The organism is Advenella sp. S44 (genome assembly GCF_002810445.1).
Taxonomy (GTDB): domain Bacteria; phylum Pseudomonadota; class Gammaproteobacteria; order Burkholderiales; family Burkholderiaceae_B; genus Advenella.
Genome location: NZ_NEXS01000001.1, coordinates 1 through 16220, shown reverse-complemented (window position 1 = coordinate 16220; position 16220 = coordinate 1). Strand labels below are relative to the sequence as shown.

11 protein-coding genes are annotated in these 16220 nt (G+C 41.4%); all 11 read left to right on the top strand.

The window, feature by feature from the left end:
* The first annotated feature begins 371 nt into the window (after positions 1–371).
* Entirely contained in the window at positions 372–1373 is a 1002-nt protein-coding gene (locus tag CAP48_RS00055) for an ABC transporter permease (RefSeq protein ID WP_242444272.1), read from the top strand.
* A 52-nt stretch (positions 1374–1425) separates the two neighbouring features.
* Entirely contained in the window at positions 1426–2553 is a 1128-nt protein-coding gene (locus tag CAP48_RS00050) for a polysaccharide biosynthesis/export family protein (RefSeq protein ID WP_100694002.1), read from the top strand.
* Between the two features lie 8 nt (positions 2554–2561).
* Positions 2562–3353: an ABC transporter permease gene (locus CAP48_RS00045; RefSeq protein ID WP_100694001.1), complete on the top strand. Its 792-nt coding sequence runs from the start codon at positions 2562–2564 to the stop codon at positions 3351–3353.
* Entirely contained in the window at positions 3350–4009 is a 660-nt protein-coding gene (locus CAP48_RS00040; protein WP_100694000.1) for an ABC transporter ATP-binding protein, read from the top strand. The genes CAP48_RS00045 and CAP48_RS00040 overlap by 4 nt, the downstream gene beginning before the upstream one ends.
* 120 nt (positions 4010–4129) lie before the next feature.
* Positions 4130–5251, top strand: coding sequence for a non-hydrolyzing UDP-N-acetylglucosamine 2-epimerase (gene wecB / locus CAP48_RS00035; protein ID WP_100693999.1), 1122 nt, complete (start codon positions 4130–4132; stop codon positions 5249–5251).
* 34 nt (positions 5252–5285) lie between these two features.
* Complete coding sequence (gene wecC, locus CAP48_RS00030) at positions 5286–6563, top strand: UDP-N-acetyl-D-mannosamine dehydrogenase (RefSeq protein ID WP_100693998.1); 1278 nt, start codon at positions 5286–5288, stop codon at positions 6561–6563.
* A 214-nt stretch (positions 6564–6777) separates the two neighbouring features.
* Positions 6778–11931 (top strand): glycosyltransferase, encoded by a 5154-nt coding sequence (locus CAP48_RS00025; protein WP_161495164.1) that lies wholly within the window; start codon positions 6778–6780, stop codon positions 11929–11931.
* Positions 11932–12085: 154 nt separating this feature from the next.
* Positions 12086–13186 carry a hypothetical protein gene (locus CAP48_RS00020; protein WP_100693996.1) on the top strand — a complete coding sequence of 367 codons (1101 nt, stop codon included), beginning with the start codon at positions 12086–12088 and terminating at the stop codon, positions 13184–13186.
* 40 nt (positions 13187–13226) lie between these two features.
* Entirely contained in the window at positions 13227–14201 is a 975-nt protein-coding gene (locus CAP48_RS00015) for a glycosyltransferase family 4 protein (RefSeq protein WP_161495163.1), read from the top strand.
* Between the two features lie 115 nt (positions 14202–14316).
* Positions 14317–15573, top strand: a complete 1257-nt coding sequence (locus CAP48_RS00010) for an SGNH/GDSL hydrolase family protein (RefSeq protein WP_153045638.1) — start codon at positions 14317–14319, stop codon at positions 15571–15573.
* A 75-nt stretch (positions 15574–15648) separates the two neighbouring features.
* A partial coding sequence (locus tag CAP48_RS00005; protein ID WP_153045637.1) for a hypothetical protein occupies positions 15649–16220 on the top strand: 572 nt, incomplete at its 3' end.

The following is a 16220-nucleotide window of genomic DNA, read 5'->3' as shown; positions in this document are numbered from 1 at the left end:
CATAAATACGCTTTCCTGTAGGAATCTCACGTACATAGTTGCTAGAATACCGCGAAAATGCACAGGAAATATTGTATCATGCAGTAACATACATGAAACTATATTTCAAGGCAAATAAAAATTCACATATAAATCAACAAGTTATTTGTGATAGATAAAATTCGCTTTAAGTTAAAACCGTTGTTCGTATCCAAATCCGTTATCTGAATGGAGTTTTCATTTTACAATCCATGCACGATTAAACTATCAGCGACTTGTAGATGTCAAATTCATCCTCGAAAAACCGGCTCCTATTTATTGGCATAGTTCTGATTCCCATGATCGTGGCAATCGTATATTACGCCCTATTTGCCACGAACAGATATGTTAGTGTGGCTGAGGTTGCCGTCAGACAAACTGACAATGCCAATCCGGCTATTAGTAATGCACCCGGGCTTGCTTTATTGCTGGGAGCGACGAATCCAACCTCGCGGGAAGAGACGTTGTTCTTAAGGCAGTATATTATGTCAAATGATATGCTGACTGTTTTAAAGAAAGAACTTAAATGGACTGAGCACTATACATCTGTTTATAGTGACCCATTTTACTGGCTTAGCGGTGACGCTTCTCAATCGGACACTATCGAGTTCTATCGTAAATTGGTCAAGGTCCATTTCGATGACGAGACGGGGTTGCTGCAAATACAGGTTGAAGCATTTGATCCGGATATGTCGCAGCGCGTGTTGGATGTAATTCTGAGAGAAAGCGAGCATTTTGTTAATGAGCTATCGCATAAGCTGACGCGAGATCAATTGACATTCGTAGAGCGAGAGCTTGCTACTGCACGTACTGCGTATGAAGTAAAACGCGACGAATTGTTACAATTTCAGGCCCAAAATAATTTGCTCGATGCGGAAGCGACAGTCACTTCACGCTCTTCCATGATCGCTGGAATGGAGGCTGAACTTGCGACAGAAAAAGCCAAATTAAGTGCCCTCACATCGTCCTTGACTTCAGGAGCTCCACAGGTTCAGCAGCAGCGTCGAAAAATCAGTGCAATCGAGAAGCAGTTGCAGGTGGAAACTCAGCGGCTTATCGCACAGGACGGAGGTGGGAGCAAGCTCAATACAGTTGCTGCAAAGTTCCGTGATTTAAGCATACAAGCAGGAATAGCAGAGGAAGCTTATAAAATCAGCTTGGCTTCTTTGCAGAACACGCGTATAGAGATTAACAAAAAATTTCGCAGCTTAGCGGTGGTTGTAAGCCCGAATTTGCCAGATAGTGCAGTATATCCAAATCGAACCTATAACCTAGTTACGATTCTTATTGGCTTATTGGCGCTTCTGGGCATTGTGCGTTTTATTGTTGCCACTATTGAAGATCACATGGATTGAGTTACGCATGAATAACATCAAACACACAACCTTTCTTTTGTGAACAAATACTATGCAATCACTCTCATTTAGCTTTGGTTCTACTAATCAGCGTTTATTTTTCAAAACCTTGAGCGCAATTGGTGTTTTGGTAATGTTGGCAGGGTGTGGATCTATCTTATCCGGAACTGGACCGTATTCCAGTGCTATTACATCGTCGTCAGCGGGACAAGATCCAGCTTTGCCGTATTCACTTATTGACTTGGCTCCTGATAATATAGCGGAATACTCACGTAAAGCCCCTCCGCCGGCATCCGCAAAAGTTTCTAAGACAGGAACAACTTCTATTCAGTTGATCCCTGGAGATGTGATCAAAATTATGATTTCCGATTCTGCTGAAGGTGGTGTTTTTGCTCCATTGTCAGCAGGGGGGACTATTTTTAATAACGTCCGGGTCTCGTCTGATGGAACAATTTCGTTGCCTTATGTCGGTACTGTCAATGTACGTGGGTTTACACTAACTCAAGTTGATAATTCTGTCAGAAAAAAATTAAAAGGTGCGGCAGCTACTGATCCGCAAGTGCACAGTGAGATGGTAGGAGATTTATCAGGCTCTGTTTTGGTAGCAGGTGCTGTTAAGACACCCGGACGGTTTTCTAGTCTCCAGGGGCCACTCACTATTTTAGATGCGGTGAATATGGCTGGTGGACCAGTGCTTGAGCCACATCTTATCAATGTTGTAGTAAGAAACGGGAAAAGCGCATACTCGGTTAACTATGACGACGTGCTTGGTGGCAAGAATCGGCAGGTGTCACCGCGATCAGAGATCATTCTGGAAAGGGCTCGGCAGCGTTTTGTTGCAATGGGTTCTGTAAAAGAACCGGGGTTAAAAGATTTACCTGCAAGGAATCCAAGCTTATTAGAGGTTCTAGGTTCTGTAGGTGGGCTTGATGAACAAAAAGCTGATCCTCAAGGCGTATTTGTGTTTAGGATTAACCAGGAGCCGAAAGAAGGTCAGCCGGCTGCTGAAGTATTCAAACTTGATATGCGCCGTCCAGAGGCAATTTTCCTGGCACGGGCATTTCAAGTGTTTCCCGACGACGCTGTATATGTGACTAACGCACCAGTATACGAATGGCAGAAAATCATTTCGCCAATTGTTCAAACGTTAGTATTGGGTAGAACTCTTTCCAGATTATAACTTCGACTATGACCCTTGAAAAACGTTCTTCGTTGCGCATAACGACCTCGGTGCTCTTTGCTCTTATTTTAAGGGAACTACAAGGGCGGTTTGGTGCGAGAAGGTTTGGTGCATTTTGGGTGTTTTTTGAACCGGCTGCCCAGATAGCGTTGTATATGATGGTATTTTCTTTTAGGAACATCTCCGTCCGGAGTGGGATCGATTTTCCGCTTTTTTTAGTCTCGGGGATGGTTCCTTTTTTTCTGATGCGAAATATTGCGCTTCAGTCTATGTCTGCCGTCGACGCGAACAAAGCGCTCTTTGCTTATAGACAAATAAAGCCACTCGATACCATCATTGCTCGTGCCGTTATTGCAATCATAATTTCTATTAGCGTATACCTAATATTTATGTTTTTATTGGGATTTATATTTGGTTATAAAGTTAGCATGGTGGACCCATTGCGTTGGGCCGCGGTGCTGGCTATTGGTGTGGTATTTTCTTTCGCGCTCGGTCTTTTACTGTGCATGATTGTTGATGTGTTTCCTGATTCAAAAGTTTTTATCAGACTTCTCTTTTTTCCAGTTTATATCTTGTCTGGTGTGTTATTTCCGATTTGGGTACTACCGGCAGATGCGCTAAATTTGCTTTTGTGGAATCCATTTGTGCATATTATTGATGAGCTGCGTTTGGCTACCTTTCCTTATTATCCTGATCACGTGGATGTGACCATTGTCTATCCTTTCAAAGTGTCAGTATTCTTGTTATTAATTTCTTTAGGTCTCTACCGAATTCGCCGATTCAAACTGGTGGCCTCATGATCGAGGTTCGAAATATAACCAAATCGTATATGACGCCTACCGGGCGCGTTGTGATTTTTCGTGATCTCTCCTTTTATGCGCCTGACAATAGAAATATCGCTTTAATTGGTAGAAATGGTGCTGGAAAGTCTACGCTTATGCGGATGATTGCTGGTCTTGATATGCCCGACAGAGGAAAGATTATAACGAGAGGCTCTGTTTCGTGGCCAGTAGGGCTGTCAGGAGGGTTTCAAGGTTCACTTACGGCCAGAGATAACGTGAAATTTGTTGGCCGTGTGTATGGAGCCGATGGAGAGAAGCTTCGTCAGATTGTGGAATACGTCGAGCGGTTTGCGGAGATAGGAGACTACTTCGATCGACCAGTGAAGACTTTTTCATCAGGTATGCGGTCCAGAGTAGCGTTTGGTCTTAGTCTTGCATTCGATTTTGATTACTACTTAATTGATGAAGCGATGTCAACGGGCGATGCTCATTTTAGGAATAAGGCTCAAATGGCTTTTAAGAATAGGATCAGCAAGTCTAAGGTTATTTTAATTTCCCACAGTATGTCTCAGGTTCGGGCAATGTGCGATTATGTTCTTTTAGTCCAAAATGGCATGGTGCTGCAATTCGAAGATATTGAAGAAGGCATACATATGTACGAAACAATTTGTTAATTCATTGTTTGTACGTTTCATAAATATGCCACCCTGACTAACTACAATTACAATGTGGTGGGATTATGAATGTTGGGTAGAGTTCTACGGAGATTACATGAAAAATACGAAGAGGAATAAATGAAAGTTCTAACTGTGTTTGGAACACGGCCAGAGGCGATTAAGATGGCGCCGCTGGTAAAATTGCTCGAGAAACAGAACGATATAAGAAGTGTTGTCTGCGTAACAGCGCAACACAGGCAGATGCTGGATCAGGTATTGGAGCTGTTTGAGATAGCCCCTGATTATGATTTAAATATAATGAAGCCTGGGCAGACGTTGGCGGGTATTACTACTGAAATATTGAACCGGATAGAGATAGTTTTAGAGAAAGAACAACCTGATTTAGTTCTCGTGCATGGCGATACATCTACTACATTCGCTACCGCGCTAGCAGCCTATTATCATAAGGTACCCGTTGGGCATGTTGAAGCTGGTCTGCGGACGGGAGATATCTACTCTCCATGGCCTGAAGAGGCGAATCGGAAGTTAACAGGAGCGTTGGCTAAATTTCATTTTGCGCCGACTGACCAATCCAAAGAAAATTTGCTGAAAGAGCGGGTTTCCGCGGAAGAAATACTGGTCACTGGTAATACGGTTATAGATGCTTTGCTTTGGGTTAAAGAGAAGTTAGAGTCTGACAAGGGTTTATTAGAACGGTTTGAGGGAAAATTTCCTTTCTTACGTGTGGACAGCAAGTTGGTGTTGATCACCGGACATCGTCGCGAGAATTTTGGTACAGGCTTTATCAATATCTGCGCTGCTATTAAGGCATTAGCAGTTCGGTTTCCCGATGTCGATTTTTTATATCCTGTGCATTTGAACCCTAACGTGAGAGAGCCCGTTGGGCGTATTTTAGACAAGGTCTTAAACGTACACTTGATCGAGCCTCAGGATTATCTTCCCTTTGTTTATCTTATGAGGCGGGCCTCGATTATCTTGACAGATTCTGGCGGGATCCAAGAAGAAGCTCCTTCTTTGGGGAAGCCAGTGTTAGTTATGCGTAATACGACGGAAAGACCTGAGGCAGTTGCGGCAGGCACAGTGAGATTGGTTGGTACTGATCCAAGCGTAATAGAACGGGAGGTTAGCATACTCCTGACTAACGATGATGCATATAACACTATGAGCATTTCCCACAACCCTTACGGTGACGGGAAAGCATGTGAACGAATAATTAATGAGATTCGGAAGCGCTTGTAATGTACGACCGTAAATATTATCAACAGGTGAATTAATGACAACACAACGATCTGCTAGTACTACAATTTCTGTAATTGGATTAGGATATATTGGCTTGCCAGCAGCGGCGATGTTTGCGTCGCGCAAAGTCAAGGTTATTGGTGTCGATGTAAATCAACACGCGATAGACACTATTAATCAAGGCAAGATTCATATCGTAGAGCCTGAATTGGATATGATTGTGCACGCCGCTGTCTCAGAAGGATTTCTACGGGCTACCAATATGCCTGAGCCTGCTGATGCTTTTCTGATAGCAGTGCCCACTCCGTTTAAAGCTGACCATGAACCAGATGAGTCGTATGTACTGGCAGCATCTCAATCAATAGCGCCTGTGTTGAAAAAGGGGGATGTTGTTATTTTGGAATCGACCTCTCCCGTCGGTACCACCGAGAAGATGGTGGAAATGTTAGCTGCAGCTAGGCCTGATCTTAAATTTCCGACTAGTGCGCAAAGTACTGACATGGATGTTCATATCGCTTATTGTCCTGAACGCGTATTGCCTGGCCACGTGGTACGAGAGTTGGTTCAGAACGATAGAATTATTGGCGGTATTACTCAAGATTGTTCACAAAAAGCGATCGATGTTTATCGAATTTTTGTTGAAGGAGAGTTGCTTGTTACTGATGCGCGAACTGCGGAAATGAGCAAACTGACGGAAAACTCATTTCGAGATGTGAATATTGCATTTGCAAACGAACTATCGTTAATTTGCGATAAGCTTGGCATTAATGTTTGGGAATTGATTAAACTTGCCAACCATCATCCACGGGTAAATATACTGCAGCCGGGTTGTGGGGTAGGTGGGCATTGTATCGCTGTTGATCCATGGTTTATAGTTAATAAGACGCCAGCGGAGGCGCGTATCGTAAAAATGGCGAGGGAAGTGAATGACCACAAACCTGAGTGGGTCCAGCAAAAAGTGCATGAAGCCGTTGAAGAGTTAGTGACGGCAGATAAGAGCCTTGAACAAATAAAAATAGGTTGCCTCGGTTTGGCTTTCAAACCAAATATTGACGATCTACGAGAAAGCCCAGCCCTTGAAATTACACTAGCCTTAGGGAAAAAATACAGAGGACAAGTGACCGCTGTGGAACCTAATATACAAGAGCTGCCAAGCAGATTTGAGGGTACGCAAATTAAGTTGGGACAACTGGCAAATACCGTTAAAAATTCAGATGTACTTGTCGTTTTAGTCGATCACAAAGAGTTTATTGAAATACAGCCCGAAATACAGGCCACGCAACGTTTGGTGGATACGAAAGGGATCTGGTAGTTTTGTGAGTAGTTGAACGGTGATTGCGTCTTCTAGAGCGGTTCGTAGAAGGCGTGGCATCGGCTAATAGCTTCTTTATGGCCGTATGAAATGGCTTACCATATTAAATACGGTCTGACACCAGTTGATAGAGTGGTACGAGTTGTACTGTAGCGCTTACTGGCTACGTGAGCAGTAAATGTCTACGAACAAATTAGCTTGTTGGGAATTGGGAATGAGTACGTCAAAGTCAAATGAAGAGCGTCCAGAAAGTGTGATTAAGGATGCGATTGAAAACACACAAAATCGAACTAGAACGGACGAGTTTTTATTGCTGCTTGATAAGTATTCTGCTGTAGAAAGTAGGTTAGCGAAAGAGTTGGAATATGGGCGTTTGGTTCGTGGAAAAGTCAAAAAAATAAAGACGGAACTTGCTGAGGTAAAAAAGGACCATGCTACGGCAGTAGAATTAACCAGAAAGCAAAAAATCCGTCTCGAATCGTTAGATAAAAAAATTATTAATCTCCAAAACCAAGTTGAAATGGTGAGAAATACTGTCTCATTTCGACTCGGATATGCGCTGATACACGGATTCAAATCGTGGAGTGCATTTGTTAACCTACCTAAAACATTGCTAGCCATTCGTCGCGATTCGAAGCGGAGAAGGAAAGGCGATCTTGATACGGCAAACAGTAATAAACCTCTTTCACAAAAAGCATTGAGTGAGAATAACCAAAGCGTAAACACCAATCACCCGCATATAACAAGTGAGGAACAACCGCTGCGCAGTGAGAGCAGAGAAATTGCTGAGCCTGCATTGAAGACAGACCAGATCTCTAATTTGGATAGCAGTACCGAATTTGTTTCGGATCGGAGCAAGTCGGATGATATCGTACTGGAAAAAATAAATTACGATTCCGAACCTCATGCCAATACTGACAAAATCGATCGTGAAAACAATGCGTCTGATCTTGAATCATTAGTCGAAAATTTAAAAAATTTACGCATGGCTTGCATTATGGACGAATTTACTTATCATTCGTTTAAAGATGAGTGTGATTTGTTCCAAATTCGTCCAGATACATGGAAAGCTGAATTAGCCGAAAAAAAGCCCGATATCTTATTTTTGGAGTCAGCATGGAAGGGCATTGAGGAAGTTTGGGCAAAAAAAATCAGCGATATCTCTCAAGAAGCAATAGAGTTGATCGACTATTGTAAGCAAAACCAAATACCTGTCGTGTTTTGGAATAAGGAAGATCCATTCCACTTCGGACGATTTTTGCCAATTGCAAAGCGAGTAGATATCGTATTCACCACTGACGTGGATTGTATTGAGAAATACAAGTTCGAGGTAGGTCATGGCCGAGTATATCTTTTACCGTTTGCTGCTCAGCCTGCGAGTCATAACCCGATTGAGTACTTTGATCGAAAAGACGCCTTCAGCTTCGCGGGATCGTTCTATCTACGATATCCGGAGCGGCAACGAGACTTTGATAACATTTACGATGTTGGGCAAGAGTTAAAGTCTGTCGATATTTATGACCGTAATTTCGAAAATCCTCATCCTCATTTAAAGTTTCCAGAAAAGTACGACGCCAGTATTGTTGGATGTTTGCCTGTCGAAGAAATAGATAAGGCATATAAAGGCTACAAGTTTGGCATCAATATGAATACAATCAAGTATTCTCAAACTATGTTTGCCAGGCGCGTATATGAGCTTATGGCTTCAAACACAATAGTTGTGAGTAATTTCTCTCGAGGTCTTCGGACACTGTTTGGTGATCTGGTGGTCTCTTCAGATGCGCGCTCTGAACTAATGGAGAGACTCAAAAGACTATGTGAGGATGAAGTTTATTATAGAAAATTTCGCCTATTAGGACTGAGGAAGGTTTTAAGTGAACATACGTATAGCCATCGATTAGCTTTTGTATTGTCTAAAATAACGAGAAAGAATTTAGCTTTACCGGATCCCAGTATTGCGGTGGTCGGGTTTGCAGCAACACGCGGTGATATGAAAATACTGGTTAATTCCTTTGATCAACAAAATTATCCAAACAAAAAACTTTATATCGTCACCAACTTGCCCGTGTCGGGAACTGAACAACAAGGCCTCGCTACCGTGGTAACGGACGCGTCGGAACTCATGCCTGCGCTAAGACGGGATGGTGCTCAGTTTGTTGCACCAATCAGCAAAAAGGACTATTACGGTATTAATTATTTGACTGATCTGGCCTTAGCTAGATTATATGCTACCGATTTTCCCGTAATAGGGAAGGCTGCGTACTACAACTGCGCAAAAAAAGGCGCTTTAAGCTTAGTAAATGATGGGGCTCAGTATCACTCAGTTAATTCGTTGAGTATAAGGGCTTCTCTATTTCGATTGTCTGCGTTTGCGGCTGCAAATATTCATTCCGAAGAGCAGCTGGAAAAAAATGTTAAAGGAGAATTCTTTAGTACAGACGAATTCAACTATTGTAGGGACGCAGACTTATTAGATTTAGCACGTATACTTTCGATGGTAAGCGACATTGAAATAGATAACCAAGGTTTAGATTTGGAAAATACGGTTTATCGTATCGTTGATACGATAAACCCTAGTTCGAGAGGTGGGCTGGTAGATTCTGCTGAAAAACTTCCTGGGATTTCGGCCAAGGAGCTTTATTCGTACCTGCCGAAGAAAATTGCAAATACATTGAGATTTTCGCTTACGAATTCGAAACTAGTCGTCAAATCGTCATTACAAGCGGATCAGCATAAATATATATATCTAACCAAGCTATTCACTCGGGCCGAGTTAAATTTTGAAACTAATAATAGGTTCCAGCTTTTATGCGATGGGGAGGTCGCTGGTGATGCCAGGACCATATATGTATTTCTTGACGCAAAGGGAGAAAAGATAGAGCACGCAATGAATAAAGTTGGCGCTGCTTACTCAATTACCATACCCAAAAATTGTCATATGATTAAGCTTGGTTTCAGGTTTCAGGGACCAGGAGAAGCAGCTTTTGAACGATTGATTTTGGGAGATCTCCGTGAGAAGCCAAGTGTTCTTTTATCTAGCTCTGAGAATCTGGTGTTGACAAAGCAATATCCGGATTACAGCGATTTGTATAAATATGGTTTCTTACATTCTCGGATTAAAGAATATAAGAAACAAAATTTGGATTTCGAGGTTTTTAGAGTATCTGAACATGTAAATATTGAGTACCGTGAATTTGAAGGTATTGACGTTCTAAGTTCCGATTATCAGTTTTTAGATAATCTTCTTCAGCAAGGTACGGTGAAGAAGATTATAGTGCATTTCATCGATTCAAAAATTTGGAATGTACTCAAGAAATACCTGGGAAAAATCAGTATATACATTTGGATCCACGGAGCGGAGATTCAACCTTGGTATCGTCGCGCTGTTCGGTTTGACACCGCTAGCTCGCTCCAGAAGGCTAGGATTGCTAGCGATCGCGCGCAAGAAATGTGGCTTGATATATTCGAAAATGTAGGCGAGAAATTATTGCTAGTGTTCGTATCGGATTATCTCGCAAACGAAGTTCAGAGTGATTTCGGGTGCCGATTAGAGAAGAGTTCTTATAGCGTTATTCCCAATTATGTCAACAACGAGTTTTTCCCATATATAGCCAAAGACTCATCTTCCAGAGCGAAGATATTGTCAATTCGCCCTTATGCGTCGGCAATTTACGGAAACGATCTTTCTGTGGAGGCAGTAAAAGAGCTTTCTCAGGAACCGTTCTTTAATGAACTACAGTTTAAGTTCGTGGGAGATGGTCCTTTGTTTGAAAGTACATTGGAACCAATCAAAGATTTCGCGAACGTTTCTTTGCATAAGGGCTTTGTTACTCAAAGCGAGATTGCATCACTGCACAAAGAATATGGGTTATTTTTAGTACCCTCACGGATGGATACTCAGGGCGTATCTAGAGACGAAGCAATGTCGTCTGGGCTTGTTCCCATCACTAATCGGGTTGCTGCAATTCCGGAATTCGTTGACGAAAATTGCGGCATTCTGGCTGACCCAGAAAGCCCTAAGGAGTTAGCTGAAGGAATAAAGAAACTATATTTAAATGCAGAACTCTTTAGTAAAATGTCGAAATCAGCATCGGAAAAAGTAAGATCAATTTCCGGCTTTGAGAATACGATTCGACATGAAATTGAATTAATAAAAAATGGAAAAACTTATCACCTTAAACAGGATGATAAAGAAGCAGACCGAACTAACATTAACATAGCCATTTATGGCGATGTTAACCTAAACTTAACAGATGGATCGGCAATTTGGGCTGTGTCGTTGGCTGAAACGTTAGCCGGCATTAAAGGAGTATATGTAACTTTATTTCTCAAATCACGAATCAAAAGTGTACATATTATTGCGCCACTATTAAATTTGTCAGGAAAGGTTCGGTTGGTGGAGCCAAGAATAGCCGATAATGCCAATTTAACTACGCTAGAAGCGTTAATCGCAATTGAACAAGAAGACGCGCATTATGGTTTTAGCGCAGTCATTTTACGAGGAATGGACTTATGCGATAATGCAACGAAGTTTCCGTATTTAAAAAATAAGATTTGGACTTACATAACAGATTTGCCTCAGCAAAAGAATCTGTTTAAGGCTGATCAGCTTGCAGTAATAAACAGAATTTTCGATTATTCGAATAGAGTACTGTGCCAAACAGAGCAATTCAAACGATATGTGGAAGAGCTGTTTCCTCAGACAGTAGGAAGGACGGCGATTTTATCTCCGATGATACCCGACCCGAAGGCCGGAAAGCAGGGCCATCTTAAGTTCCGGAACGAGCAACCGTTAAAAATTATTTACGCCGGAAAATTTGCCCCATTGTGGGGTATACGAGAGATGTTTGAGGTATTTGAACGATTATATGCTTTCGATAAAAATGTGGAATTCCATATCTTTGGGGATAAGATACATAATCCTCCAGACGATCCTGCATTTAAAAAATTTGTTGCTGACAGGCTAAAGAACGGTGCCGGTATAGTCTGGCACAAAGCAGTGGCTCGAGAGACAGTTATGTCTTCTTTGCCAGAAATGCATATTGGATGGGCTTTCCGCCATAAAGAGCTTGAACAGAATACTAGAGAACTTTCAACAAAAATCCTGGAGTATGCGTCGGCTGGAGTTCCTGTTATTTTGTCTCGTAATGAAATTAATGAAGAGGTCTTTGGTAAGCAGTATCCGCTATTTGCAGATACAGTTGACGAAGCTGTGCAGCTATTGATGCAGTATTCAAGGGACAAAAGCCAAATTGAAAAATTGGTAGACGATGTGTTAACTGTCAGTCAAAAGTTTACTTTTACTGAGGCGAGAAGAAATTTTCTGCGCCAGGGAGTTATCACCTATGGGGCGAAATCACACGGATGAAATCAAAGTTTTCTATGGTGATGTCGCCCATAGAAACACGATAGAGAAAGCGTTGACGAACACGAAACAGTTGCTTTATCTTAAGCACAATTATGTTTGGATATTTTGCGAGTGAGAATACCTCTTACAGATACTCTAGGCAGGTCATTTTAAGATGCTCATCGAAGAAGTGCTGAATCATATCTCAGAGCAACAGCGGCTGATTATTTTTTACTCATCCCCTCCAACTATTGACGATGGCTTTAGTGGGGGGAGGGTTTGCTCTTTGGGAGCGGAGATCGCCCGTACTGGAGCGGCAGTCATAATTCTTGTTTCAGCAAAGGACCAGCGCGTTAAATTGCAAATTCTCTTCAAGAAATATGTGATTCACGAGTATTGTTCTCACTTTTCAGATGTGTTGACGCAGCTGGCGCGTCGCTGCGGAAATCTTAATATCTTCGTATCTAGTTGTTCCGCAGATATCCATGCGTTTAGTGCTATACAGCGCCTGCAGTCTTGCGGCTGGTGTACTTTATATGATATGGGCCACGACTTAGAAGATATGCATCGATTGAAGCTCTTAAAATCATATAGTTTTCAGGTTGAAGCTACGATAGCAAGATCCGTGGAAGGTGTAATAGCGGTTAGTACGGAATTGCGTGAGAAAGCCAGATCCTTTGGCGTCGATCGGAAAATAGCGCTTATCCCAAACGCAACGGCGTTGCTTGGTGAAGGAAGCACTTTACAAACAAAACAGAGTTGCAATGGCAAGCCGATCGGGCCTCATATTGTTGGTTACTTTGGAAGCTTGGATCCTGTATGGTTGGACTGGCCATCAGTGGTGAGCGTTGCGCAAGAGTTTCCCGCGGTACAGTTTGAAATCATAGGTGACGATATTCCTGAGGGTCTTTGTTTGCCTGACAATATAAGAATATTCGAGGGAGGAAAATATAAAAACTATAAAAAAATTATTTCTAATTGGTCAATTGGCCTAGTTCCGTTGAGGAAAAACCCATTAAGCATGTCAATTGATCCAATAATAGTTTACGATTATTTGTCGATGGGGTTGTCGGTTTTGGCCAGCCCAGATGGGCCGATGAGGGGTAAATCAAATGTTTTGATATATGACGGGAGTGCAGCTGGTCTACGTGATGCTGTAGAGATGACATTGAATGGGGATCTGAATTGCGAGGGGTTTTGGGCTAGCAAAAAAACTATGGCATGGAGTTATCGAGCTGCAGCTTTAATAGGGTTTATCGATGAGATTACCTCGTAGACGTGTACTGACTATTTATCCGAATTGCAGTTTGGGTGGGATGACAACGGTTTATAGGAACAGAGCTATTGCTGAGCCAAGCGTTGACTTTGATTTTATTTTTCTTAGAAATTTCGGAGGAATAACATCCTTTAATGTATTGAACAATGTTAATGTCACAGTGATAGATCACGACAATATCTCGGAATATTTGGCTACTGAAATTCGCAAAGTAGAATATGATGAAATACGGATTACAACTTTGCATGAATTAGTAAAAAAAATATCAAGCAGTAAACTGATTTATGAGATTCATACCTCAGATTTCGCCACCATAGGGAAAGAATTTTGCCAATTAGATCTTTCCCATTTGGACGAAATATGGGTTCCAAGTCAATATTCTTTGAATTTAGTTCTGCCATTTGTTCCTGGACAATGGGCAGAAAAGCTAAAGATTGTGCCAAATATTGTGGATACATCCATTTTTTGTCCTGAAGGAACATCTCTTGAATTTCCTCAATTTGGGAGCGTTGTAAGACCGCTGATATGGGTTGGGAGATTTGATAGAACAAAAAATTTTAGAGATTTTTTGACTGTGGTGGCAGAACTTCCCACAGAATACGTAGGAGTTATGGTTGCAAGTTTGGAAAACGATGTGAACCGACTAGCTCATGTACTATATCAAATCCAAAGCATGCGCTTAGAAAGACGTATCAGGATTTTTTTCAATGTTTCACAAGCCGATATGGCGGGCTTATATCGCTTTGCAGTTAATAGAAAAGGTTTTTTTTGTAGTACCTCATTGTCCGAGTCCTTTGGTTATGGAGTGTTGGAGGCCGCGCTCACCGGATTACCGGTGATCGCCTACGATGTCGGGGCGTTGCCTGAACATTCAAAGCATAACTTTAGTATTCAATTTGTATCACCTGGTGATCAATTTCGTTTTTCCAAACTGATTTGTGAAAGCGATTGGGAATTTGAGCATAAGAAAAATCGCTTAGGAATAATTGCATACGATGCGGGCTCATTTATGTAGTAAGCATAAGTATTTTTATAAGCCCTGCAAAATTCTTACCACAGTTAATTGAGTTTTTTATCTACCGTGATTGAATGCGGTACACTAATTACATCCGTAATAATTAGATGTAAGCATGAAAAAACGTCTTATCCGTCTAAAAGAGCAGGAACCACTGACCCGTCGAGTGCATACTCCGACAGAGTCGTATAAGTTGATCCGACCTACTCTAGATCGCTATTTATCGTATGCGAGCTCGGTAAACGATGATGGTTTCATGATATCTGGGAATTATATTGAATCCTCTCAAAAGATATTTTTATTGGGAGGATCTTTTATTGAGAATATGTATACTTCGCAAAATCAGCGTATACATTCAGAGCTAGAGAAAATTTTACTTAACCGTGGCTATCTTGTCGAAGTATTAAACAGTGGGGTTTCCGGGTCAACGAGCTTAAATTTGCTAAATGTTGTACTCAATAAGATCGTTCCGTATGCGCCATGTACGATCCTTTTTTGTATTTCTATTAATGACACCCACGCTTTGAGCTTCAAGGCGGGGTTCTGGAATAAATACAAATTATTCTCTACACTAAATCAGGCGTCGGCCAGTGAGCGCACTCAACCGGACATTGCAAAAGAAAATCTTTCGCAACTTAAAAATGTCTATCGAACGCTGAAGGAGCTTTGCAAATTTTTCAACATAAATCTGTTAGTGGCTAATACACCGTTTATCAATGAAATTGATGACTCATTTTATGTATTAGATAATAACTATTACAGAAAAATGTGCGAAAAGAGAAGCCTTATATATGACACGCTGTATTCAATGTTCCGATCAGAGGGATTCGACTCGCTCGATTTGCATGAGGCGATGGGTGGGAACAAGAAATTATTTTTTGATGACGTGCATACTAATGCGGAAGGGTCCTGCGTGGTTGCGAGTGTCTTAGCCTCTCGTCTAGAAAAGTATTTAAAAAAATCGGATGATCCTCCTAGATTATCGGTTTATCGCTCAGACCTGAATAGTATCAATTTGACGGTAGATATGTCGTGGTCAAGTAAGGTAGTTATTCCAAGTGATATGTCAAAATTTTCGCACGCGATCCTTGAGTATGAATTAGATTGTGGTGCAGATGCTATCGAGAACAATGCGTTACTTTGTTTAAAATTTGAACATGAGAATTACTCTTTTACGGATGTCGGGTTAAAGTATTCCGATAATGTGGGGTTATTTTCTTATTTGTCTACAGGCCCTAGATTGCTTATCCAGGATACCGTGAAGTTCAATATCCCTGCTGGTGCGAAAGAATTACAGTTGGGATTTCGGCTATGGCGTAAAAGAACAGAAGTCAAACTCCTGAAGGCAAACTTGAACTTATTCTTCTTTTGATTCTAGAGCATAGTTTTAGGAACCCAAATCCTTCAGGTTTAATCAGTATCAAGTTGAGATTTTGATGGAATAGTTATGAAGAAATCCTCGTTATATTCGTTGTTCACCTCAGTGATACTATTGTTGCCTGTGATCGCATATGCGGCTACCCCGATCAATATTTATGTAATTCCTGACTATCTAAAGACTTCAGAATCTACTGAAAAAGCGTTGGTAGTTACTTCATTAGAAGAGGCAAGGAAATTGCTAAATAAAAGAGATGACCTGACTTCAAAATCTATCATAAATATCCTATTTGCTTCGGGGGTTCACAGGGGCGATGCTGTTGCTTGGAACTTGGATCTTAATGGAGCACAAGTAAATTTTTCTCCGATCGAAAATTCCGCTGGAGCAGTAATATTTGATGGAAAAGGTAGTCGGTTGGCAACTTTTTTTACGGTTCGGATTCCTAAGAAAAATGGTGAGTCGTTAACCAATAGTAATCTGCATTTTAAGAATTTTACGATCCGAAATTATTGTCAAGGGATTAATTTGGCTGGAAATTCTCATACGTCACGTTTCGCGGATCTAGAGAATAACTCAATAAAACAGATCAAGTTTTTAAATATAGGCAGCAAGTTTGATCCGCTTGTAGAAGAAAATAAACC